Consider the following 21,976-nt stretch of genomic DNA (forward strand, 5'->3'; position numbering starts at 1 on the left):
GGGTCGGTGAGAATCCGAACCGGCGGTGACAGTCCGCGAGCGCTCGCGACCCTCTTGTTAGACGGTCGGGAGCGTCGATCCGGTGGAATTCCGGGACCGACGGTGATGCGACGAGAGACCGTCGCGAGTCCGGATGGGAGGCAGCATGAGCGCCGCGTATTCGCGGCGCCGTTCGGCCTCGCTCCCGGGACGCCCGGGACGAAGGACGACGGATGACGGCGACAGCGGTGGAGCTCGCGGCGATGATGCGCGCGCTCGAGATCGCGACGCACGGGCCCGCCGGGCTGAACCCGCAGGTCGGCGCCGTCCTCCTCTCCCCCGACGGCGACGTGCTGGCCGAGGGCTGGCACCGCGGCGCGGGGACGCCGCACGCCGAGATCGACGCGCTCTCCGGCCTCTCCGAGGAGGAGGTGCGCGGCGCGACGATCATCGTGACGCTCGAGCCCTGCAACCACCACGGCCGCACGGGTCCGTGCGCGCAGGCGCTCATCGCGGCGGGTGTGGCGCGCGTCGTGTACTCGGTCGCCGATCCGAACGCGATCTCCACCGGCGGCGGTGAGACGCTCCGCGCGGCCGGGATCGAGGTCGAGGCCGGGCTCCTCGCCGAGGACGGGACGGCGCTCATCGCGGGATGGCTCGAGGTCCAGCGACTCGGCCGCCCGCACGTGACCGTGAAGTGGGCCCAGAGCCTCGACGGCCGCGCGGCCGCGGCCGACGGCTCCAGCCGGTGGATCACCGGGCCCGCCGCGCGCGCCGACGTGCATGCGCGCCGCGCCGCGGCCGACGCGATCGTCGCCGGCGTCGGCACCGTGCTCGCCGACGACCCGGCCCTCACCGCGCGCCGGGACGACGGCTCGCTCTACCCCGCGCAGCCGCTCCCCGTCATCCTCGGCCGGCGGCCGACGCCCGAGAGCGCGGCGGTGCGGCAGCATCCGCGCACTCCCGTCTTCTTCGCCGGGGACGACCTCGACGCCGTCCTCGAGGATCTCCGCGCGCGCGGCGTGCAGCGGGTCTTCGTCGAGGGCGGCCCCACGGTCGCGAGCGCGTTCGTACGCGCGGGCCTCGCCGACGAGGTGCTCGCGTACGTGGCGCCCGTGCTCGTCGGCGGCGACCGCGTCGCGCTCGACGACATCGGCGTCGGCTCGATCGCGGATGCCGTCCGGCTCGAGACCGCGGAGGTCACGCCCCTCGGCCCCGATCTGCTGTTCCGTGCCCGAGTCGTCCGAGGAGGCGCCTGATGTTCACCGGGATCGTCGAGGAGATCGGCGAGGTCCTCGAGATCGCGCCCTCGGGCGACGGCGTCCGCCTCACCGTGCGCAGTGACGTCGCGACCCAGGACGCGGCGCACGGCGACTCGATCGCCGTCAGCGGCGTCTGCCTGACCGCGGTCGACCTGCCGCCGGGACGGTTCACGGCGGACGTCATGCGGCAGACGCTCGACATGTCCGCGCTCAGCGGCCTCACCCCCGGCTCGCGCGTCAACCTCGAACGCGCGACGGCCGCGCACGGCCGCCTCGGCGGACACATCGTGCAGGGCCACATCGACGGCACGGGCCGCGTGAGCGAGATCCGCCCCGGCGACCGGTGGCGCGTCATCCGCTTCTCCCTCCCCGAGGACCTCGCCCCGCTCGTCGTCGACAAGGGCTCGATCGCCGTCGACGGCGTCTCGCTCACGGTCAGCGCCGTGAGCGACGCCGGCGACCCCGCCCCGTGGTTCGAGGTCTCGCTCATCCCCGAGACCCTCACCGCGACCACTCTCGGCGCCCGCGAGGTCGGCGACCAGGTCAACCTGGAGACCGACATCCTCGCGCGCCACGTCCAGCGTCTGCTCCGCTTCACACCGCCCGGGAGCCCGGGCTCAGCCCGATCCGAAGGAGGCAGGTCATGAGCCTGGCCACCATCCCCGAAGCCCTCGACGCGCTGCGCGCGGGTCGTCCCGTGATCGTCGCGGACGACGAGAACCGCGAGAACGAAGGCGACGTCATCCTCTCGGCCGCTCTCGCGACGCCCGAGTGGATCGCCTGGACCGTGCGTCACTCGAGCGGCTTCATCTGCGCGCCCATGCCGGCGGACTGGGCCGACCGGCTCGACCTGCCGCCGATGGTGGCGGTGAACCAGGACTCCCGGGGCACCGCGTACACGGTGAGCGTGGATGCCGCGGACCGCGTGAGCACCGGCATCAGCGCGAGCGACCGCGCGCACACGCTCAACGTGCTCGCCGACGCGCAGTCGACGCCGGCGAGCGTCATCCGCCCCGGTCACGTCCTGCCGCTCCGCGCCGTCGACGGCGGCGTGCGCGAGCGCGGCGGCCACACCGAGGCCGCGGTGGAGCTCATGCAGCTCGCGGGGCTCCCCCCGGTGGGTGCGATCGCGGAGGTCGTCGCCGAGGACGGCAGCATGATGCGGCTGCCCGGGCTCCTCGAGCTCGGCGCGCGCGACGGGATCCTCGTCGTCACGATCGAGCAGCTCGTCGCGCACCTCGAGGCGAACGACGCCGGGACCCCCGCGCCCGCGAGCCAGCGGCGCCGCGTCAGCCTGCGGGCCGAGGCGAACCTGCCGACGTCGCACGGGGACTTCCGCGTGCTCGCGTACAAGGACCGCGGGACCGGGACCGACCACATCGCGATCGTGTCCGGCGACCTGACGGACGAGGCGCCGCTCGTGCGCGTGCACTCGGAGTGCCTGACCGGCGAGGTCTTCGGCTCGCTCAAGTGCGAGTGCGGCCCGCAGCTGAACGCCGCGCTCGCCGCGATCGCGAAGGACGGCGGCGTCGTCGTCTACATGCGCGGTCACGAGGGCCGCGGGATCGGTCTGATCAACAAGCTGCGCGCGTACAGCCTCCAGGAGGAGGGCCTCGACACCGTCGACGCGAACCTCGCCCTGGGCCTCCCGGCGGACGTGCGGGACTATGCCGCCGCCGCCGGCATCCTCGCCGATCTCGGCGTCGAGAAGGTGCGCCTGCTGACGAACAACACGGACAAGGTCGCGCAGCTGCGCGAGTGGGGGCTCGACGTCGTCGAGCAGGTGCCGCTCGTCGTGGGCGTCGGCCCCAACAACCACCAGTACCTGGAGACCAAGCGGGACCGCATGGGACACCTGATCGGCGAAGAAGACCTCGCCGCGGCGATCGCACAGATGCACGAGGGGGCAGGCGCATGAGCGGACACGGAGCACCGGAGCGGGAAACCGTCGACGGACGAGGCCTGCGGGTCGTCGTCGTCGCCGGGACCTGGCACGACACGATCACGGACGGCCTCATCGCCGGCGCGACCCGGACGCTCGACGCGGCCGGCGCGACGCACGAGATCGTGCGGGTGCCGGGCTCGTTCGAGCTGCCGGTCGTGAGCAAGGCGGCGCTCGAGGCGGGGGCGGATGCGGTGGTAGCGCTCGGCGTGATCATCCGCGGCGGCACGCCGCACTTCGAGTACGTGTCGTCGGCCGCGACCGACGGCCTCACCCGGGTCGCGCTCGACACCGGCAAGCCCGTCGGGTTCGGGGTCCTCACCCTCGACGACGAGCAGCAGGGCCTCGACCGCGCGGGCCTTCCGGGCTCCAAGGAGGACAAGGGCGCCGAGGCTGCGGATGCCGCCCTCCGCACCGCCCTTTCCCTCCGCGCCCTCCGCGCCCTCCGCCCCGCCTGACCCTGACCCCCGGCCCGGGTCTGACCCCCGGTCCCGGCTCCGGCCCCCAGGCCTGTCCACCCCACCGCGAGAACGCGCTTTTGTCACGAAATGGGCCGCCATTCGTGACATACGGGCGTTCTCAGGGTGAGGGGGACCTTGCTGGCGGGTGCGGGAGGGGGGCCGTAGCGTGAGGGGATGGAGATTCTGCGTGGGATCGTCGTGCTCATCCACCTCGTCGGCTTCGCGATCCTGTTCGGGTCGTGGGTCGTGGAGGTCGTCTCGCGGCGCCGCAGCCTCACGCGGCTCATGGCCTGGGGCCTCACGATCGCGGGCGCCGCAGGCCTGATCCTCGCCGCACCCTGGGGCCTCACCGAGCCGCTCAACTACATCAAGCTCGGCACGAAGCTCCTGATCCTCGTCGTGATCGGCGCCGTGCTCGGGATCGGACTGGCCCGTCAGCGCCGCACCGGCAAGGTGCCGCCGGTCCTGTTCTGGCTCGTCGGCATCCTCACCCTCACGAACGCCACCATCGCGCTTCTCTGGAACTGAGCCCCCGCGGGGGCGGCTACTCGCGCACGCGGCGGACGAACGCGCGGCGCGCGAGCACGTACCCGACGACCGCGAACGCGACCAGGAACACGAGGTGGCCGACGATGCCGAGCGGATCGGCGGTCCTGCCATAGGTCGCGATCCGGCCGAGCTCCGACGCGTGCCACAGCGGCGAGAACCATCCGATCCACGTGAGCCAGCCCGGCAGCGCCGCGAGCGGATAGACCGTCCCGGACAGCAGGAACAGCACGACGAACTGGAACTCGCGGACCGTGGGGAACCAGGCCGCGCCGCGACGGAGCCGCGTGGTCCATGCCATCAGCGGCATACCGTACGCGAGACCGCCGAGCGCGGCGATCCCGACCGACAACCAGCCGGTGTTCGGCGTCGGCACGAGCCGGAACACGACCAGCACGAGGTAGAACCCGGCGGATACCAGCAGCATCCGGAACAGGCCCGCCAGCACGATGCCGTCCATGACCTGCCCCGGACGCACGGGGGTCGAGGCGAGCGTCGCGTACATACGGCGGCCGGAGAACCCGCGCCGCACGGCCGAGGAGAACTCGACGGTGGCGACGGTCATCGCGGCGGTCATGAGGAACGCCGGCGCGATGAAGTCGGCGTACGGAACGGTCGTCTCGACGCTGTCGACGAGGGCGGGGACGAGTGCGGACACCCCCAGCGCGAACACCATGAGGTAGACGAGCGGCTGGGCGAACGCGCTCAGCACGAGTACCCAGCCGCGCGCCCGCGTTGCCCGGAGGAGATGGTCGGCCGCGTACCAGACGCCGAACCGGCGCGTCGCGCGCCCGCGCTCCAGCGCCTCCGCGCGCAGTACGTCCAGGGACGGGATCGCCGCACGCGCCGCATCGCGCCGGTCGTCGTACGCGGTCATGCCGCCAGGGTCCTTCCCGTGAGCCGCAGGAAGACGTCGTCGAGGTTCGACCGGCGCACGAGCGAGCTCGCCGGCTGCAGGCCGCGCTCGACCACGCCCGCCCACACGCGCTCGCCGTTGTCCGCGTAGACGAGCACGCGGTCGGCGAGGGTGGCGAGCCGGTCGCCGATCCCGAACAGCTGCCGCGCGGCCTGCATCGTGCGGCCCACGCCGAAGCGCAGCTCCAGCACCTCCCGGCTCGTGTGCTCGCGAACGAGCGCGTCGGGATGCCCCGCCGCGAGCACCCGCCCGCCGTCGACGAGCGCGACGCGGTCGCAGAGCTTCTCGGCCTCCTCGGCGTCGCGGGTGCCGAGGAGGATCGTCATGCCAGTCTCGCGGATGCGGCTCAGGGCACCGTGCACGGCCGCCCGATCGGTCGCGTCGAGCCCCTCGCCGGGCGAGTCCACGAGGAGGATCCGCGGTTCGTTCACGAGCGCCCGCGCGATTGCGAGCCGGCGGCGCACGCCCGCGTCGAGGTCCTCGATCGTGCGCTTCATCGTGTCCTCGAGGCCCTCCGCGGTCAGCAGCGCCCGGGCCCGCCGGAGGCCGATGCGCGGCGGCACGCCGAACAGCCGCACGTGCGTGACGAGCGCCTCGCGCCCGGTCAGCTCGACGTCGAGCGTGTCCTGCTGCGGCACGATCCCGAGCCGGGAGCGGATCTCCGGCGCGTGGTCGTCCGGTTCGAGGCCGAGCACGCTGAGGCGGCCGCCCGTGCGGGACGACACCGCCGCAACCATGCGCATCACGGTGGACTTGCCGGATCCGTCCGGTCCGAGCAGGCCGAACGACTCCCCCGGCTCAACGTCGAACGACAGCCCGTCGACGGCGATGAAGTCGCGCTCGCCCGGCACCTCGTACGCCTTGACGAGGTCCTCGGCGTGGATGACGGGTTCGACCACCGCACCACCCTAGCGTCGCCGCCGAACGCGTCGATGACGCGCGCGTGCGAGGCTATTCGTGTCAGATCCCCCCGAATCGAGAAGATCCATGTCATCGATCCTCCGCGGACGCCGTCGCGCCGAGAGCGGCCCGCGTGCCACGTTCCGGCAGCTGCTCCCCTTCCTCTTCGAGCACCGCGGCGTGCTCGTCGTCGTCGCGATCCTGAGCGTCTTCGGCGCGGTCGCGACGCTGCTCCAGCCGCTCCTGGTCGGTCAGGTCATCACCCGGGTCCAGGCCGGGGACGCGCTCGGCTGGCTCGTCTGGGCGCTCGTGGCGCTCGTCATCCTGTCGTCCGTCATCAACGGCTACCAGCACTACCTCCTGCAGCGGACCGGCACGGCCGTCGTCCTCTCCAGCCGTCGCCGCCTGATCTCGCGCATCCTGCACCTGCCGATCAGCGAGTTCGACGCCCGCCGCACGGGCGACCTCGTCTCGCGCGTCGGCACCGACACGACCCTTCTCTACGCGGTCCTCACGCAGGGACTCGCGGACGCCGTCGGCAACGCGCTCATCTTCGTCGGCGCGCTCATCGCGATGGTGCTGCTCGACCCGGTGCTGCTGGGCCTGATCGTGATCGTGATCGGGGCATCCATCGCGGTCGTGACGCTCCTCAGCGGACGGATCCGCCGCGCGACGCGCGTGCAGCAGGACCGGGTGGGCGCGCTCGCGTCGGGGGTGGAGCGCGCGGTCGGCTCGATCCGCACGGTGCGGGCCTCCGGGGCGACCGAGCGCGAGGCCGAGGCGATCACCGCGCAGGCGCGGCAGGCGTACGACGCCGGTGTGGGGATCGCGAAGGCCTCGGCGCTGGTCGTGCCGATCGCGGGGATCGCGCTGCAGCTCTCGCTGCTCGTCGTCCTCGGGGTGGGCGGCTACCGCGTCGCGAACGGCGACATCACGATCGCGAGCCTCGTCACGTTCATCATGTTCCTGTTCATGCTCGTGGTCCCGCTCGGCTCGTTCTTCGGCGCCCTCACGTCGGTGGGCCAGGCGCTCGGCGCGCTCGGCCGGATCCAGGAGGTCCTCGACCTTCCGACCGAGACGCAGGACGACGCCGCCGCCGCGGCATCCGCCCGCACCGACGGGAGGAAAAGTGACGACGGGAGGACGGATCCGCACGAATCGGTCCTCCCCTCCTCACATCTCCTCCCTTCGTCACCGGGCGGGGATGTCGCGATCGAGTTCCGCGAGGTGCGGTTCCGCTACCCGCAGGCGGTCGTGGCCGCCCGGCGGACGGCGGAGTCGGAGGCCCTCGGGCTGCTCGAGAGCGTCCGCGTGGACACATCCGTGATCGAGCGGGCGCCGGAGCTCGAGGAGCGCGACGACGACGTCCTCCGCGGCGTGTCGTTCGCGGTCCCCCGCGGGTCGCGGATCGCGCTCGTCGGGCCGTCCGGCGCCGGCAAGAGTACGACGCTCGCGCTCATCGAGCGCTTCTACGACCCGACCGGCGGCGCGATCCTCCTCGACGGGGTCGACATCCGCTCACTCGCTCGCGACGACCTCCGTAGCCGGCTCGGGTACGTCGAGCAGGATGCGCCGACCCTCGCGGGCTCGATCGCCGACAACCTCCGCCTCGCGTCGCCCGACGCGACGGATGCCGACTGCGAGCGGGTGCTGCACGCCGTCAACCTCACCGAGGTGCTCGAGCGCAGCCCCCTGGGGCTCGATGCCGAGGTCGGCGAGGGCGGGGTCATGCTCTCCGGCGGCGAGCGCCAACGGCTCGCGATCGCGCGCGCGCTCCTGGCTGCACCGCCCGTCCTGCTGCTGGACGAGTCGACCTCATCCCTCGACGGGCTCAACGAGCAGCGGATGCGGGACGCCATCGACGCCGTCGCCGAGGGGCGCACGCTCATCGTGATCGCGCACCGCCTGTCGACCGTGGTCGACAGCGACCTCATCGTGGTGATGGACCACGGCCGCGTCGTCGGCCAAGGCACCCATTCCGAGCTCGTGTCCTCCACGCCGCTCTACCGCGACCTGGCCCGCCACCAGCTCCTCGTCTGACCCCCGGCCCCGTCAGCCCCGGCCACCCCCACGCGAGAACGCGCTTGTGTCACGAAAACGTCCCGTTTTCGTGACACAAGCGCGTTCTCGGCGACAGGGTGCCCCGGCCCGGAGGCCGGAGCCACAGGGTGCCCGGGCCCCGAGGCCTGGCGCGGGCTAGGAGGCGACGGCGCGGAGGCGGTAACGCAGGGCCTCGAGCTCCGCGCGCAGGGCCGCGGGCACCTTCGTTCCGAAGGTGTCGTAGAACGCCTCCGTCAGCGCGGCCTCCTCGAGCCACGACGCGGGGTCGACCGCGAACAGCTCGGCGAGGTCCTCGGCCGGGACGTCGAGGCCCTCGAGGTTGAGGTCGTCGACCCGCGGGACACGGCCGAGCGGCGTCTCGGCGGCGGGCGCGCTGCCCTCGATCCGCCGGATGATCCACTCGATGACACGCGAGTTGTCGCCGAACCCGGGCCACAGGTAGCGGCCGTCGGCGCCCCGGCGGAACCAGTTCACCTGGAAGATCCGCGGCGCGGCGCCGTACCGCAGGCCCTGGCCCACGCGCACCCAGTGCCCGAAGTAGTCGGCCATGTTGTAGCCGCAGAACGGCAGCATCGCGAACGGATCCCGACGCAGCTCGCCGACCGTGCCCTCCGCCGCGGCGGTGCGCTCGGACGAGATCGTCGACCCGAGGAAGACGCCGTGCGTCCAGCTCGTGGACTCGACCACGAGCGGCACGTTCGTGGCGCGACGGCCGCCGAAGAGGATCGCGTCGAGGGGGACGCCCTCGGGCGCCTCCCAGTCCTCGGCGATCTGCGGGCACTGCGAGGCTGCCACCGTGAAGCGCGAGTTCGGGTGGGCGGCGGGACGGCCGGACGCCGGCGTCCACGGGTTGCCCTGCCAGTCGATCAGGTTCGCCGGCGGGGTGTCGGTGAGACCCTCCCACCACACGTCGCCGTCGGGCCGGAGCGCGACGTTCGTGAAGATCGTGTTGCCCCACAGCGTCTCGACCGCGGCGACGTTCGTCGACTCGCCCGTGCCCGGCGCCACGCCGAAGAAGCCGGCCTCGGGGTTGAGCGCCCACATGCGGCCGTCCGCGTCGGGACGGATCCACGTGATGTCGTCGCCGAGCGTCTCGACGCGCCATCCGGGGATCGTCGGCCGGAGCATCGCGAGGTTCGTCTTTCCGCACGCCGACGGGAACGCCGCGGCGACGTGGTACGCCTTGCCCTCGGGGCTGATGACGCGGATGAGGAGCATGTGCTCGGCGAGCCATCCCTCGTCGCGCGCCAGGACCGACGCGATGCGCAGCGCGAACGACTTCTTCGCGAGGATCGCGTTGCCGCCGTAGCCCGACCCGTACGACCACACCTCACGGGTCTCCGGGTAGTGGACGATGTACTTCTCCTCGTTGCACGGCCACGAGACATCCTGCTGGCCGGGCTGCAGCGGGGCGCCGACCGAGTGGACGGTCCGGACCCAGGGTGCGCCCTCCGCGATCCGCTCCACGACGGCGCTCCCGACGCGGGTCATCGTGTCGATCGAGACGACCGCGTACGCGCTGTCGGTGAGCTGGATGCCGTAGCGGGAGAACGGCCCCGTGACGGGCCCCATCGAGAAGGGGACGACGTACATCGTGCGGCCGCGCATGCTGCCGTCGAAGACGCCGTTCAGCGTGGCGCGCATCTCGGTCGGGTCGGCCCAGTTGTTCGTGGGACCGGCATCCTCCTCGCGCTGCGAGGCGATGAAGGTGCGGCTCTCGGTGCGCGCGACGTCGCTCGGGTGCGAGCGGGCGAGGTACGAGCCCGGCCGCCATTCGGGGTTGAGCTTGATGAGCTTGCCCTCGGTGACCATCTGGCGGAGCATCCGGTCGTGCTGAGCGCGCGAGCCGTCGATCCACTCGATGCGGTCCGGCTTCGTCAGGGCGGCGACCTCGTCGACCCAGGCGGTCAGCTCCTCGAGCCCGGCCATGCCGGCGTAGGGGAATGATGCTCCGTCCGACGACGGGGACGCGACAGTGTCTGCAAGAGCCATGGGCTCACTCCTCTTCGTAGGGATCGCGGGGGACGCTATCCACCTTCGCTCGCCCGAGCGAGTTCTTTCGCGAAAGGACCCACGAAAAGATCCGGATTCTTTCGCTATGATCAAGGAATGACGACGGCGACGATCGAGCTCACCACCCTGGGCCACCGTATCCGGCACTACCGACTGGCCGCGGGGCTCACGCTCGACGAGCTCGGGGCGCAGGTCGGCGTGGCCGGCAGCCACCTGAGCCTCATCGAGAACGGCAAGCGCGAGCCGAAGCTCTCGCTCCTGCAGGAGGTCGCCCGCGCGACCGGCACGGAGCTGTCGGAGCTGCTGTCGCCGACGCCTCCGAACCACCGCGCGGCGCTCGAGATCGAGCTCGACCGCGCCCAGTCCAGCCCGGTGTACCGCCGCCTCGGCATCCCGCCGATCAAGGTCACCAAGGGGATGAGCGACGAGACGATCGAGTCCGTGCTGGGTCTCCACGGCGAGCTGCAGCGGCGGGAGAACGAGGCGATCGCGACGCCCGAGGAGGCGCGGCGCGCCAACACCGAGCTGCGCCTGCGGATGCGGGAGGTCGACAACTACCTGCCCGACATCGAGAAGCTCGCGCAGAAGCAGCTGAAGGCCGCGGGGCACGTCACCGGCGCCCTGACGCACCGGAGCGTGAGCCTCATGGCCGAGCAGCTCGGGTTCGAGTTGCTCTACGTGCACGATCTGCCGCACTCGGCCCGCTCGGTCACGGACCTGGAGAACGGCCGCATCTATCTGCCGCCGGCGTCGATCCCCGGCGGCCACGGCCTGCGGTCGATGGCCCTGCAGGCCATGGCGCACCGCCTCCTCGGCCACCAGCCGCCGTCGAGCTACGCCGACTTCCTGCAGCAGCGGCTCGAGATCAACTACTACGCGGCAGCCTGCCTCATGCCGGAGTGGAACGCGGTCCCGTTCCTCCAGCAGGCGAAGAAGGACCGCAACCTCGCCGTCGAGGACTTCCGTGACGCGTTCGGGGTGACGCACGAGGCGGCGGGGATGCGGATGACGAACCTGCTCACGCAGCACGTCGGCATCCCGCTGCACTTCCTCCGCGTCGACGGCGCGGGGGCGATCTCCCGCGTCTACGAGAACGACGGGCTCCCCCTGCCGATGGACGTCACCGGCGCGATCGAGGGCCAGATCGTCTGCCGTCACTTCGCCGCGCGGACGGCGTTCGAGGAGCAGAACCGCACGACCGAGCTCTACCAGTACACCGACACCCCGTCCGGCACGTTCTGGTGCTCGACCCAGACCGGGATGACCGGCGACACCGAGTTCTCGATCACGGTCGGCATCCCGTTCGACGACGCGCGCTGGTTCCGCGGCCGCGAGACGAACCGGCGCGCGGTGTCGACGTGCCCGGATGCCTCGTGCTGCCGCCGTCCGCCGGCGGCCGCACAGGCCCGGTGGGCGGGCAAGGCCTGGCCGAGCGCCCGCGTGCACATGCAGATGTTCTCGCCGCTGCCGTCCGGCGCGTTCCCGGGCGTGGACGACACCGAGGTCTACGCGTTCCTCGACCGGCACGCGCAGGGCTGATCCGCCTTCGCCGGCTATCCCGGCGGCTGCACCGCGTCCTCCGCGGGCGGCGTGCGGTCCGGGGTCTTCGCCGTCGGCGACCAGCGCACGAACGCCAGGACGTAGATGACGAGCCCCACGATGAGGCCCGCGATGACCCAGAGCACGATGAGGTAGTCGATCCAGGATCCGATGGGTGGCGAGCCGGGGAGGAACGTTCGCAACGGGATGGTGGCGAACAGCATCGCGCCGATCCAGCCCATCAGGCTGGGCTCCATCTTGCGCCGGCCGCGGTAGACGGCGATCGACACCGTCAGCACGAGCACCGGCATGACGACCATGAGCGCGAGAAGCACGATCCCAAAAGCGACCGTGGCACCCGCTCGGTGCGCTGTGATCGTCAGGTCGTAGGCGTTGACCGGCACCTGCCGCTGGGCGACCGTGATGTCGAAGGTCCACCCGGAGACCTGTCGCGACTGCACGGTCCAGTCGAGGTCGAGGGCGTTCTGCCCGTCCGATGGGATGGCCGCGACGATGCTCTGCGAGGTGTACGTGTCGAACGGCCAGAGCTGCACGTCGCCCTCGGTCACGAACCTCAGCTGGACCGGTGAGAGCGCGCTGCCGGCGGGGAAGTCCGTCGTCCGCGCGCCGTCCGTCCCGGTGACGAGCAGCGTCACCGGCGTGACGAGCGAGAGGCCGTTCCCGTCGCTCGCGTCGTACTCGCCTCGCGGCATGATCTCGAAGCCGACGGTCATCCGGTCGGCGACGGCGTCGACGCCTTCCGGGCTGATCTGCAACGGCAGGCCCTTTCCGTCCGTCGCATTGCCTTCGCCGGTGAGCGCAACACGCCCGCTGAGCGCATAGAGCGCGACGACCGCGATGTACAGGAGAGCGACGGCGGCGATGATGCCGATGACGCGGTTGCGCGTGCGCATGCGGCGCCGCGTCGGCTCGGGGGCATCCGTCACGCGAGTCAGTCTGGCACGAGGGCGGTCAGGGATGCCGACGCTCGGCGGCCGCGACGACGTTCGCCACGAGGAGCGCGCGCGTCATCGGACCGACGCCGCCGGGGTTCGGCGAGAGCCAGCCCGCCACCTCGGCCACCTCGGGCGCGACGTCGCCCGCGAGCTTCGCCTTCCCCGACTCGGTCGTGCCGACGCGCGTGACACCGACGTCGAGCACCGCGGCACCCGGCTTGATCCAGCCCGCCTGGACGAGGTGCGGCTGCCCCACGGCAGCCACGACGATGTCGGCGCGGCGCACCTCCGCGGCGAGGTCCGGCGTGCGCGAATGCGCGAGCGTCACGGTCGCGTCGATCCCCCGCCGGGTGAGGAGCAGCCCGAGCGGACGACCGACCGTGATGCCGCGGCCGATCACGGTGACGTGCTTTCCCGCGATCTCGACCCCGCTGCGCAGCAGCAGCTCGACGATGCCGGCCGGCGTGCACGGCAACGGCGCGGGGACCGCGGTCCGCGGGTCCACGCCCAGGACGAGCCGGCCGAGGTTCGTGGGGTGCAGACCGTCGGCATCCTTGTCCGGGTCGATCAGCTCGAGCATCGCGTTCTCGTCGATCCCGGCAGGCAGGGGCAGCTGCACGATGAAGCCGGTCACCGCGGGGTCGGCGTTGAGCGCCCGGATCGCGTCCGCGATCTCGTCCTGCGACGCGGATGCCGGGAGCTCGACGGAGATCGACGCCACGCCCACCTCGGCGCAGTCGCGGTGCTTGCCCGTCACGTATGAGCGCGAGGCGGGGTCGTCGCCGACGAGCAGCGTGCCGAGGCCCGGCACGATCCCGTCCTCCGCGAGCTTCGCGACCCGCGCGCGCAACTCCTCCTTGATCGCGGCTGCCGCCGCGATCCCGTCGAGTCGTATGGCCGTCATCCCGGCCCTCTCTCTCCGCGAGACTGCATCCGCACTCCGAGACCGCAGGCGTTCCCCGCGGTCTCGGCGCCCGGTTGCAGTCTCGCCTGAGGGGAGGCCGGGCGACGGAGGGCGCGGGGTGCCCGAGGGGCTACTGGACCAGGTCCGGGTACAGGGGGAAGCGGGCCGTCAGGGTCTCGACGCGCTCGCGGAGGGCGTCGAGGTCGGCGCCGGGCTGCAGCGCGAGCGCGATGACGTCCGCGACCTCCGTGAAGTCCGCGTCGTCGAAGCCGCGGGTCGCGAGCGCCGACGTGCCGATCCGCAGGCCCGACGTCACCATCGGGGGACGCGGGTCGTTCGGGACGGCGTTCCGGTTGACCGTGATGCGGATCTCGTGCAGCACGTCCTCCGCCTGCTTGCCGTCGAGCGCCGCGTCGCGTAGGTCGACGAGCACGAGGTGCACGTCGGTGCCGCCCGAGCGCACGGCGATGCCGGCGCCGGCGACATCCGCCTGCGTGAGGCGCTCGGCGAGGATGCGCGCACCGCGGAGCGTGCGCTCCTGGCGGTTCTTGAACTCGGGCGTCGCGGCGATCTTGAACGCGGTCGCCTTGGCCGCGATGACGTGCATGAGCGGGCCGCCCTGCTGGCCCGGGAAGACGGCCGTGTTGATCTTCTTCGCGAGGTCGGCGTCGTTGGTCAGGATGAAGCCGGAGCGGGGACCGCCGATGGTCTTGTGCACCGTCGAGGAGACGACGTGCGCGTGCGGCACGGGGCTCGGGTGCACGCCCGCCGCGACGAGGCCCGCGAAGTGCGCCATGTCGACCCAGAGGTAGGCGCCGACCTCATCGGCGATCGCGCGGAACCGCGCGAAGTCGAGCTGACGGGGGTACGCCGACCAGCCCGCGATGATGACCTTCGGCTGGTGCTCACGGGCGAGGCGCGCGACCTCGTCCATGTCGACGAGCGAGGTCTCCGGGTCGACGCCGTACGCGACCACGTTGTAGAGCCGGCCGGAGAAGTTGATCTTCATGCCGTGCGTCAGGTGGCCGCCCTGGTCGAGGGCGAGGCCGAGGATCGTGTCGCCCGGGCGGGCGATCGCGTGCAGCACGGCTGCGTTCGCGGTCGCGCCGGAGTGGGGCTGCACGTTGGCGAACTCGGCGCCGAACAGCGACTTCGCCCGCGCGATCGCGAGCTCCTCGGCGACGTCGACCTCCTCGCAGCCGCCGTAGTAGCGGCGGCCCGGGTAGCCCTCCGCGTACTTGTTGGTGAGCACGGAGCCCTGCGACTGCAGGACCGAGACCGGCACGATGTTCTCGGACGCGATCATCTCGAGGTAGCCGCGCTGACGTCGCAGCTCGCGGTCGAGGACCTCGGCGATCTCGGGATCGACATCCGCGAGCGGGGCGTTGAAATAGGGCTCGATCATGGGTTCTCCCAGGGACGACGGTCTACGAACGGGGTGCCGCGCGCCGCATCCGGCGCGCATGGAGACGCCGCCCCGACCCAGGCGAACGGTCGGAGACGATCCGGTCGCTCCCCGGTGGTAGCCCACCTCAACGCCAGTCGCGACCCCCCGATCATATCGGATCCCCCTCGCCTCCTCCCGCCCCGCACAACTCCTGCACCCCACGCGGGGCAGCGCGCACAACTCCTGCAATTCGAGGGGCGGAACGGGCCGGCGCAGCACAATCCGGCCGTGCGAGCTCGAACTGCAGGAGTTGTGCGGCATCGGTGCCCGTGGGTGCAGGAGTTGTGCGGGGCGGGGGCGAGGCACGGGCGAGGTGGAGGCACGGGTGAGGCGAGCGCGGGGGCGGGAATCGGGCGCGGGGCGGGTCGTAGAATGGACGGATGAGTCAGACACCCGCGACCGCGCCCGGGAACGGGCTGCCCGCGGGGACCCGCCGGCCGCTGACGGCCCTCGACGTCCTCTCCTTCGTGTGCGAGCTGTTCGCCTTCGCGACGCTCGCGTTCTGGGGCTTTGCGGCCTGGCCCTTCGCGTGGAACATCCTGTTCGGGATCGCGGCACCGGTCGCGGCGATCCTCCTCTGGGCGTTCTTCGTCTCCCCCCGCGCCGTGTTCGCGATCCACCCGTTCGCCCGCGCGATCGTCGAGCTGCTCGTGTACCTCTCCGCGACGATCGCCTGGTGGACCATGGGCCTCGCCTGGGTGGGCCTCGGCTACGCGGTGATCGCCGTCACGGTCGGCCTTCTCGCGGGTCGGCGGCGGCTCGCGGCGTGACCGACGTCCTCGCGCGACTGCGCGCCGCGCTCGGCGACCGCGTGGACACCTCCCCGGAGGCTCTCGCCGACGCCCGCGCGGACCGCTCCGGCCACGAGTCCGGGTCCGACCCGATCGCGCTCGTACACGCACGGTCCGTCGAGGACGTGCAGACCACGATGCGGATCGCGACCGAGACCGCGACACCCGTCGTCGTCCGGGGTGCGGGCACGGGCCTCGCCGGCGGTGCGAACGCCGGCACGGGCGAGATCGCCCTATCCCTCCGCGCGATGGACCGCATCCTGGAGGTACGGGAAGACGACCTGCTCGCCGTCGTGGAACCGGGCATCCTCAACGCCGACCTCAACGCGGCCCTCGCCGCGGCCGGGCTGTGGTGGGCGCCGGATCCCGCGAGCCGCGACATCGCCACGGTCGGCGGCAATATCGCGACCGGCGCCGGCGGCCTCCTCTGCGCGAAGTACGGCGTCGTGCGCGACGCCGTGCTGCGCCTCGACGTCGTCCTCGCGGACGGGCGGCTGCTGCATGTCGGCCACCGCAGCGTGAAGGGCGTGACCGGCTACGACCTCACCTCGCTGCTGATCGGATCCGAGGGCACGCTCGGCGTCGTCGTCGGCGCGACGCTCAAGCTGCGCCGGCTCGTGCCCGGCGAAGTGCGCACGGTCGCTGCCACGTTCCCGGATGTCCGGACCGCCGCTGCCGCGTCCGCCGCCGTCACGGCCGCCGGCATCCAGCCCGCGATCATGGAGCTCATGGACGCCGCGGCGCTCGAGGCGATCCACGCGCTGCTCGACCTCCCCGCCCCGACGCCGGGTGCCGCGCAGCTGACCGTGCAGACCGACGGCCCCGCGGCCGTGGCCGAGGCGGAGGGGATCGCCGAGATCCTGGCGTCGGCGGGCGGCACGGTGGCGATCGCGCGGGATGCCGCCGAGGGCGAGCGGCTCCTGACCATCCGCCGGTCGATGCATCCGGCGATGGCCCGCCTCGGCACGACGCTCATCGAGGACGTGTCGGTGCCGCGCTCGTCCCTCGCGGCGATGTTCGAGGAGATCGCACGGATCGAGCGCGAGTTCGGGCTCGTCATCCCGACGGTGGCGCACGCGGGCGACGGCAACCTCCACCCCAACTTCGTCTTCGACGGACCCGACGTGCCCGAGGTGGTGTGGGCGGCCGCGGAGGAGCTGTTCCGCTCCGCCCTCCGGCTCGGCGGCACGCTCACCGGCGAGCACGGGATCGGGATGCTGAAGCGCCGCTGGCTGGCCGCCGAGCTCGGCGACGACCAGTGGGAGCTGCAGCGGCAGATCAAGGGCGTGTTCGACCCGCTCGGCATCCTCAATCCGGGCAAGGTGTTCTGACTCCACAGCGGAAACGCTTATACAGGAAATCCTCGGCCGTCCCGTACGATGGAAGGCACGGTTCGGAACAGGGGGTGTGACGTGACCGATCTCGCAACGCGCGACGATGACACCGCGAGCAATCCCGTCGTGGCCGCCGACGCCACCGTTCCCCTCCTGGCACCTCCCCCCGTGCCGCCGGTCCCGCCCCTTCCCGACGCTCCGACGTACGAGTGGGCTCTGCCGCCCGCGCCGGTGAAGCGGAAGCGGCACCTCGGCTGGTGGATCGGCGGGGGCACGACCTTCGTCGTCGTGGCGGGCCTGGTCGCCTCCTCTCTCGTGCTGATCGCCCCCGGCACCGCGATCGGCGCCGTCCCGGTCGGCTTCCTCACACCGGGCGGCGCGACCGACGCGGTCCGCGCGCGGCTCGCCGACACGACCGTCGAGATCCGCACCCCGGGCGAGGCGCTGTCGATGACGGGCGCCGAGCTGGGCGCGTCGGTGGATGCCGAGGCCCTCGCGGGCGACGCGTTCGCGCAGCACCCGATGTGGAACGTCGGCTCCTGGTTCGCCCCGGCGATCGCGGCCCCCGTCACGATCGACCACGACGTCGCGGGCGCCGCGCTCGCGAAGGCCGCCCCGGCCGTCTACACAGCTCCGGTCGACGCGAAGATCGCGTTCGACCCGGCGACCGCGTCCTACGCCGTGACCCCCGCCGTCCCCGGCACGGGCATCGACCTCGACGCCGTGCAAGGCGCGCTCGCGAGCGCGTTCGCGAGCGGCCAGAACGCGAACATCGAGGCGACCGTCGTTCCCGTCTCGGCGGCCTTTACGACGACCGCGGCGCAGCAGTTCGCGGGCACGCTCAACGCGATGCTCGACAGCGCGGGCTTCTACGTCGGCGACGAGCGCACCGTTCCGCTCGACCGGGCGACGCTCGCGTCGTGGTTGACGATCAAGGTCGCGAACGGCCAGCCGTCGATCGTGGTCGACAAGACGGCCGTCGCGGCGTTCGTGCAGACGCTCCCCGGCCTCGTGAACCGTGCACCGGTCAACGCGACGGTCGTCGTGAACTCCTCCGGCGACCACCTGCGCGACGAGGTCGCGGGTCTCGCCGGCCGCACGCTGGGCTCGACGGGCGGCATCGCCGACGCGTACGCGGCGGGGCTCGCGCAGGGCCAGGGCGTGTACAAGCTCACTGTGTCGGAGTCGCCGTTCCAGACGACGACGCTCGAGCGTCTGCTGGAGGTCGACCTCACGGCGCAGCGCCTGTACCTGAAGGAGAACGGCCAGGTCGTCGACTCGTGGCTCATCTCCAGCGGCCGGCCGGCGACCCCGACCGACACCGGCCACTACCGCATCAACTCCCACATCGAAGAGCAGACGATGACGGGCCTCAACACGGACGGCTCGACCTACGTGCAGCCCGACGTGAAGTGGGTCATGTACTTCAACGGCGACCAGGGCTTCCACGGCGTGTACTGGCACGACAACTGGGGTCACACGATGAGCCACGGCTGCGTCGGCATGCCGGAGGACCTCGCGAAGAAGATCTACGACTGGGCGCCGACCGGGGTCGACGTCTGGATCCACACCTGATCCCGCCTCTCCCATGACGTCGTCCGTGCTGCTCGGGATCGACGTCGGCCAGACGGGCATGCGGGCACGCGTCGTCCGGGACGGATCCCTCGTCCTCGAGGGCGAGGCGTCCGGCGTCCGGACGGACGAGGCCGTCCTCCCGCAGGTGGCCGCGTTCGCGCGGGAGATCGCCGCGGCGGCGGGCGGAGTGGATGCCGTCACGGCCGGCATCTCGGGCCTCACCTCGGCCGAGCACGATGCCGCCGCGTTCCGCACGCTCCTCGCCGACGAGCGCGTCGTGCTCACCGTGATCGCGCACGACTCCACGACCTCGTACCTCGGCTCGCTCGGCGACCGCTGGGGCGCCGTCGTCGCCGCGGGCACGGGGGTCGTGACCCTCGCGGTCGGCGCCCGGCGCGTCGCCCGGGTCGACGGCTGGGGCCACATCATGGGCGACGCGGGCAGCGGCTACTGGATCGGCCGCGCAGCCCTGGAGGCGGTCATGCGAGCCCACGACGGCCGCGGCCCGGCCACGGAGCTCACGCCGCGGGTGCGGGAGCGCTGGCCCGACCTCGAGAGCGCGTACATCGCGCTGCAAGCCGACGACCGGCGCGTGAGCGTCGTCGCGTCCTTCGCCGCCGCGGTCGCGGACCTGGCCGGGACGGATGCCGTCGCCCGCGCGATCTCGGAGGCCGCGGCCGAGGAGCTCGCGCTCTCCGTGCGCGCCGCGCTCGCGCGCGTCCGCGACGACGGGGACGAGGTGTTCGACGTGTGCGCGCTCGGCGGCATCTTCCGGAGCCCCGTCATCCGCGGCCGCTTCGCCGCGGCCGTGGCCCGCGACCTGCCGACCGCGCGGCTGGTCGAACCCGAGGGCGACGGTCTCGCCGGCGCGCTCTCCCTCGCCGCCCTACCGCCTGGCCATCCCCTCCTGGCGCACGTCTCCGTCGCCGCCTGACCCCCGCCGCCTCACCCGGCCCGCCTCACCGCCGGCCGCCTCCCGCCGCCGCCCCGCCGAGAACGCGCTTGTGTCACAAAAACGGGACGTTTTTGTGACACAAGCGCGTTCTCACGTGGGTGGTGGCTCGGCCCCAGGCGCACGTGCGAGCCCGAGCCGCGAGCCCGGGGCTCGGCCCGGCGCGCGGGGTCAGACGGCGTCGATGATGCGGTTCAGGGTTGCGGACGGGCGCATCACGGCGGCCACCCGCTCGGGCGCCGGGTGGTAGTAGCCACCGAGGTCCACGGGCTTCCCCTGCACGGCCTCGAGCTCGGCGACGATCGCCTGCTCGTTCGCGGCCAGCTCCGCCGCGACCGGGGCGAAGGCCGCCGCGAGGTCGGCATCCGCCGTCTGCGCCGCGAGCTCCTGCGCCCAGTACAGGCCGAGGTAGAAGTGGCTGCCGCGGTTGTCGAGCGCGACCGGCGCGCGACCCGGCGAGCGGTCGTTCTCGAGGAACGTGCCGGTCGCGGCGTCCAGCGTGTCGGCGAGCACCTGCGCCTTCGCGTTCCCCGTGAAGTGCGCGTAGTGCTCGAGGGATGCCGCCAGGGCGAAGAACTCTCCGAGCGAGTCCCACCGGAGGAAGTCCTCGGCGATCAGCTGCTGCGCGTGCTTCGGGGCGGATCCCCCCGCGCCGGTCTCGAACAGACCGCCGCCGGCGAGAAGCGGCACGATCGACAGCATCTTCGCGCTCGTGCCGACCTCGAGGATCGGGAACAGGTCCGTGAGGTAGTCGCGCAGCACGTTGCCGGTGACCGAGATGGTGTCGAGGCCCTGACGCATCCGCGCCAGCGTGTACCGGGTCGCGTCCTCCGGCGAGAGGATCAGGATCTGGATGCCGCGGGTGTCGAGCGTCGCGAGGGCCTGGTGCACCTTCGCGATGAGCTGCGCGTCGTGCGCGCGGTTGACGTCGAGCCAGAAGACGGCTGGCACGTCGGTCGCGCGGGCGCGCGCTACCGCGAGGTGCACCCAGTCGATGACCGCGATGTGCTTGGTCTGGGTCGCGCGCCAGATGTCGCCCGCGCCGACCCGGTGCTCGATGAGCACCTCGCCCTCGCTGTCGACGACCTGCACCACGCCGGGCGCCGTGATCTCGAACGTCTTGTCGTGGCTGCCGTACTCCTCGGCGGCCTGCGCCATGAGGCCGACGTTGGGCACGGTCCCGATCGTCGCGGGGTCGAGCGGGCCGTTCGTGTTCACGTCGTCAATCACGGCCTGGTAGACGCCCGCGTACGAGGAGTCCGGGATGACGGCGATCGTGTCGTCCTCGCTTCCGTCGACGCCCCAGAGCTTGCCGCCGTTGCGGATGAGCGCCGGCATCGAGGCATCCACGATCACGTCCGACGGCACGTGCAGGTTCGTGATGCCCCGGTCCGAGTTGACGTACGAGAGGCGCGGGCCGGCGGCGAGCGCGGCGTCGACCGCGGCGCGGATCTCGTCGGCGTCCGCCAGCCCGTCGAGGCCGGCGAGGATGCTGCCGAGCCCGTTGTTCGCGGTGAGGCCGGCGGCGGCGAACTCGTCGCCGTAGCGGGCGAAGAGGTCGGCGAAGTAGGCGCGCACCACGTGGCCGAAGATGATCGGGTCGCTGACCTTCATCATCGTGGCCTTGAGGTGCACCGAGAACAGGACGTCCTCGGCCTTGGCGGCCGCGAGGACGTCGACGAGGAACGCGTCGAGCGCTGCCGCCGACAGGAACGTGGCGTCGATGATCTCGCGCGGCAGGACCTTCAGGTGGTCCTTCAGCACCGTGACAGTGCCGTCCGTCGCGACGTGCTGGACGGTCAGGACGTCGTCGTGCGCGGCGACCCACGTCTTCTCGTTGCTCTTGAAGTCGTCATGGCCCATCGTCGCGACCCGCGTCTGCGAACCGGCCGGGAACGGCTTGTTCAGGTGCGGGTGCGAGCGCGCGTACTTCTTGACGGACAGCGGCGCGCGGCGGTCGCTGTTGCCCTCGCGGAGCACCGGGTTCACCGCGGATCCCTTGATCCGGTCGTAGCGGGCGCGCACGTCCTTCTCGTCGAGCGTCGCCGGATCGTCCGGGTAGTCGGGCACGTCGTAGCCCTGCACCTGCAGCTCCGCGATCGCGGCCTTCAGCTGCGGGATGGATGCCGAGATGTTCGGCAGCTTGATGATGTTCGCCTCGGGGAGCGTGGCGAGGCCGCCGAGCTCGGCGAGCGCGTCGCCGACCTGCTGCTCGGGGGTGAGCCGCTGCGGGAATGCGGCGAGCACGCGACCGGCGAGCGAGATGTCGCGCGTCGCGATGCCGACGCCCGCCTTCTTCGCGACGGCCTGCACGATCGGCAGGAATGACGCGGTCGCCAGAGCCGGGGCCTCATCGGTGTGGGTGTAGATGATGGTCGAGTCGGCCACGAGCGTGCTC

General features: G+C 72.2%; 18 protein-coding genes and 1 riboswitch. Of the genes, 11 read left to right on the forward strand and 7 right to left on the reverse strand.

Annotation, left to right across the window (positions count from 1 at the left end; all coding sequences use genetic code 11):
* The first annotated feature begins 212 nt into the window (after window positions 1-212).
* From ribD to ABCS02_RS09935, 5 genes are all read left to right on the forward strand, one after another.
* A complete protein-coding gene (gene ribD / locus ABCS02_RS09915) occupies window positions 213-1,238 on the forward strand; it encodes a bifunctional diaminohydroxyphosphoribosylaminopyrimidine deaminase/5-amino-6-(5-phosphoribosylamino)uracil reductase RibD (protein WP_345835472.1) in 1,026 nt (341 codons plus the stop codon).
* Complete coding sequence (locus tag ABCS02_RS09920; protein WP_345835473.1) at window positions 1,238-1,888, forward strand: riboflavin synthase; 651 nt, start codon at window positions 1,238-1,240, stop codon at window positions 1,886-1,888. Before ribD ends, ABCS02_RS09920 begins: the two co-directional genes overlap by 1 nt.
* Window positions 1,885-3,159, forward strand: coding sequence for a GTP cyclohydrolase II (gene ribA / locus ABCS02_RS09925; protein ID WP_345835474.1), 1,275 nt, complete (start codon window positions 1,885-1,887; stop codon window positions 3,157-3,159). The genes ABCS02_RS09920 and ribA overlap by 4 nt, the downstream gene beginning before the upstream one ends.
* Entirely contained in the window at window positions 3,156-3,641 is a 486-nt protein-coding gene (ribH, locus tag ABCS02_RS09930; protein ID WP_345835475.1) for a 6,7-dimethyl-8-ribityllumazine synthase, read from the forward strand. The genes ribA and ribH overlap by 4 nt, the downstream gene beginning before the upstream one ends.
* Window positions 3,642-3,818: 177 nt before the next feature.
* Complete coding sequence (locus ABCS02_RS09935) at window positions 3,819-4,172, forward strand: Fe-S protein (protein WP_345835476.1); 354 nt, start codon at window positions 3,819-3,821, stop codon at window positions 4,170-4,172.
* Window positions 4,173-4,188: 16 nt separating this feature from the next.
* Here the strand turns inward: ABCS02_RS09935 and ABCS02_RS09940 are convergent, their stop codons facing one another.
* Together ABCS02_RS09940 and ABCS02_RS09945 are read right to left on the reverse strand one after the other, a co-directional pair.
* Entirely contained in the window at window positions 4,189-5,067 is an 879-nt protein-coding gene (locus ABCS02_RS09940) for an ABC transporter permease (protein ID WP_345835477.1), read from the reverse strand.
* On the reverse strand, window positions 5,064-6,005 hold the full coding sequence (locus ABCS02_RS09945) for an ABC transporter ATP-binding protein (RefSeq protein ID WP_345835478.1): 942 nt from the start codon (window positions 6,003-6,005) through the stop codon (window positions 5,064-5,066). Before ABCS02_RS09945 ends, ABCS02_RS09940 begins: the two co-directional genes overlap by 4 nt.
* Window positions 6,006-6,093: 88 nt before the next feature.
* Here ABCS02_RS09945 and ABCS02_RS09950 point away from each other — a divergent pair, with 88 nt between their 5' ends.
* On the forward strand, window positions 6,094-8,046 hold the full coding sequence (locus ABCS02_RS09950) for an ABC transporter ATP-binding protein (protein WP_345835479.1): 1,953 nt from the start codon (window positions 6,094-6,096) through the stop codon (window positions 8,044-8,046).
* Window positions 8,047-8,202: 156 nt separating this feature from the next.
* Here the strand turns inward: ABCS02_RS09950 and ABCS02_RS09955 are convergent, their stop codons facing one another.
* Window positions 8,203-9,996 (reverse strand): phosphoenolpyruvate carboxykinase (GTP), encoded by a 1,794-nt coding sequence (locus ABCS02_RS09955; RefSeq protein WP_345836324.1) that lies wholly within the window; start codon window positions 9,994-9,996, stop codon window positions 8,203-8,205.
* A 180-nt stretch (window positions 9,997-10,176) separates the two neighbouring features.
* On the opposite strand from ABCS02_RS09955, the gene ABCS02_RS09960 reads away from it, so the two are divergent.
* On the forward strand, window positions 10,177-11,619 hold the full coding sequence (locus ABCS02_RS09960) for a helix-turn-helix domain-containing protein (RefSeq protein WP_345835480.1): 1,443 nt from the start codon (window positions 10,177-10,179) through the stop codon (window positions 11,617-11,619).
* 14 nt (window positions 11,620-11,633) lie between these two features.
* Here ABCS02_RS09960 and ABCS02_RS09965 read toward each other — a convergent pair whose 3' ends face one another.
* The 3 genes from ABCS02_RS09965 to glyA form a co-directional block, all read right to left on the reverse strand.
* The gene (locus ABCS02_RS09965) at window positions 11,634-12,566 is read right to left on the reverse strand and encodes a DUF4436 family protein (protein ID WP_345835481.1); all 933 of its coding nucleotides are present in this window, start codon (window positions 12,564-12,566) and stop codon (window positions 11,634-11,636) included.
* A 25-nt stretch (window positions 12,567-12,591) separates the two neighbouring features.
* Window positions 12,592-13,479 (reverse strand): bifunctional methylenetetrahydrofolate dehydrogenase/methenyltetrahydrofolate cyclohydrolase, encoded by an 888-nt coding sequence (locus ABCS02_RS09970; RefSeq protein WP_345835482.1) that lies wholly within the window; start codon window positions 13,477-13,479, stop codon window positions 12,592-12,594.
* Window positions 13,480-13,609: 130 nt separating this feature from the next.
* Complete coding sequence (gene glyA, locus ABCS02_RS09975) at window positions 13,610-14,884, reverse strand: serine hydroxymethyltransferase (RefSeq protein WP_345835483.1); 1,275 nt, start codon at window positions 14,882-14,884, stop codon at window positions 13,610-13,612.
* Window positions 14,885-14,952: 68 nt separating this feature from the next.
* A riboswitch (ZMP/ZTP riboswitch) is annotated at window positions 14,953-15,035 on the reverse strand.
* A gap of 271 nt (window positions 15,036-15,306) precedes the next feature.
* Here glyA and ABCS02_RS09980 point away from each other — a divergent pair.
* The 4 genes from ABCS02_RS09980 (at window position 15,307) to ABCS02_RS09995 (ending at window position 19,560) form a co-directional block, all read left to right on the forward strand.
* Window positions 15,307-15,696, forward strand: a complete 390-nt coding sequence (locus ABCS02_RS09980) for a YrdB family protein (protein ID WP_345835484.1) — start codon at window positions 15,307-15,309, stop codon at window positions 15,694-15,696.
* Window positions 15,693-17,048 (forward strand): FAD-linked oxidase C-terminal domain-containing protein, encoded by a 1,356-nt coding sequence (locus ABCS02_RS09985; protein ID WP_345835485.1) that lies wholly within the window; start codon window positions 15,693-15,695, stop codon window positions 17,046-17,048. Before ABCS02_RS09980 ends, ABCS02_RS09985 begins: the two co-directional genes overlap by 4 nt.
* Before the next feature lie 81 nt (window positions 17,049-17,129).
* Entirely contained in the window at window positions 17,130-18,626 is a 1,497-nt protein-coding gene (locus tag ABCS02_RS09990) for a L,D-transpeptidase (protein WP_345835486.1), read from the forward strand.
* Window positions 18,627-18,639: 13 nt separating this feature from the next.
* Window positions 18,640-19,560: a BadF/BadG/BcrA/BcrD ATPase family protein gene (locus ABCS02_RS09995; protein ID WP_345835487.1), complete on the forward strand. Its 921-nt coding sequence runs from the start codon at window positions 18,640-18,642 to the stop codon at window positions 19,558-19,560.
* A 189-nt stretch (window positions 19,561-19,749) separates the two neighbouring features.
* On the opposite strand, the gene ABCS02_RS10000 is transcribed toward ABCS02_RS09995, so the two are convergent.
* Window positions 19,750-21,966 carry an NADP-dependent isocitrate dehydrogenase gene (locus tag ABCS02_RS10000; protein WP_345835488.1) on the reverse strand — a complete coding sequence of 739 codons (2,217 nt, stop codon included), beginning with the start codon at window positions 21,964-21,966 and terminating at the stop codon, window positions 19,750-19,752.
* Window positions 21,967-21,976: the final 10 nt, after the last annotated feature.

The sequence above is a fragment of the Microbacterium sp. X-17 genome (assembly GCF_039615055.1).

What these genes read in the sequence shown, in the direction of transcription:
- ABCS02_RS09995 (WP_345835487.1), top strand. Translation starts at nt 18,640, where the DNA reads ATGACGTCGTCCGTGCTGCTCGGGATCGACGTCGGCCAGACGGGCATG.
- ABCS02_RS09980 (WP_345835484.1), top strand. Translation starts at nt 15,307, where the DNA reads ATGAGTCAGACACCCGCGACCGCGCCCGGGAACGGGCTGCCCGCGGGG.
- ribA (WP_345835474.1), top strand. Translation starts at nt 1,885, where the DNA reads ATGAGCCTGGCCACCATCCCCGAAGCCCTCGACGCGCTGCGCGCGGGT.
- ABCS02_RS09970 (WP_345835482.1), bottom strand. Translation starts at nt 13,479, where the DNA reads ATGACGGCCATACGACTCGACGGGATCGCGGCGGCAGCCGCGATCAAG.
- ABCS02_RS09950 (WP_345835479.1), top strand. Translation starts at nt 6,094, where the DNA reads ATGTCATCGATCCTCCGCGGACGCCGTCGCGCCGAGAGCGGCCCGCGT.
- ABCS02_RS09955 (WP_345836324.1), bottom strand. Translation starts at nt 9,996, where the DNA reads ATGGCCGGGCTCGAGGAGCTGACCGCCTGGGTCGACGAGGTCGCCGCC.
- glyA (WP_345835483.1), bottom strand. Translation starts at nt 14,884, where the DNA reads ATGATCGAGCCCTATTTCAACGCCCCGCTCGCGGATGTCGATCCCGAG.
- ABCS02_RS09935 (WP_345835476.1), top strand. Translation starts at nt 3,819, where the DNA reads ATGGAGATTCTGCGTGGGATCGTCGTGCTCATCCACCTCGTCGGCTTC.
- ABCS02_RS09920 (WP_345835473.1), top strand. Translation starts at nt 1,238, where the DNA reads ATGTTCACCGGGATCGTCGAGGAGATCGGCGAGGTCCTCGAGATCGCG.
- ABCS02_RS09940 (WP_345835477.1), bottom strand. Translation starts at nt 5,067, where the DNA reads ATGACCGCGTACGACGACCGGCGCGATGCGGCGCGTGCGGCGATCCCG.
- ABCS02_RS09960 (WP_345835480.1), top strand. Translation starts at nt 10,177, where the DNA reads ATGACGACGGCGACGATCGAGCTCACCACCCTGGGCCACCGTATCCGG.
- ribH (WP_345835475.1), top strand. Translation starts at nt 3,156, where the DNA reads ATGAGCGGACACGGAGCACCGGAGCGGGAAACCGTCGACGGACGAGGC.
- ribD (WP_345835472.1), top strand. Translation starts at nt 213, where the DNA reads ATGACGGCGACAGCGGTGGAGCTCGCGGCGATGATGCGCGCGCTCGAG.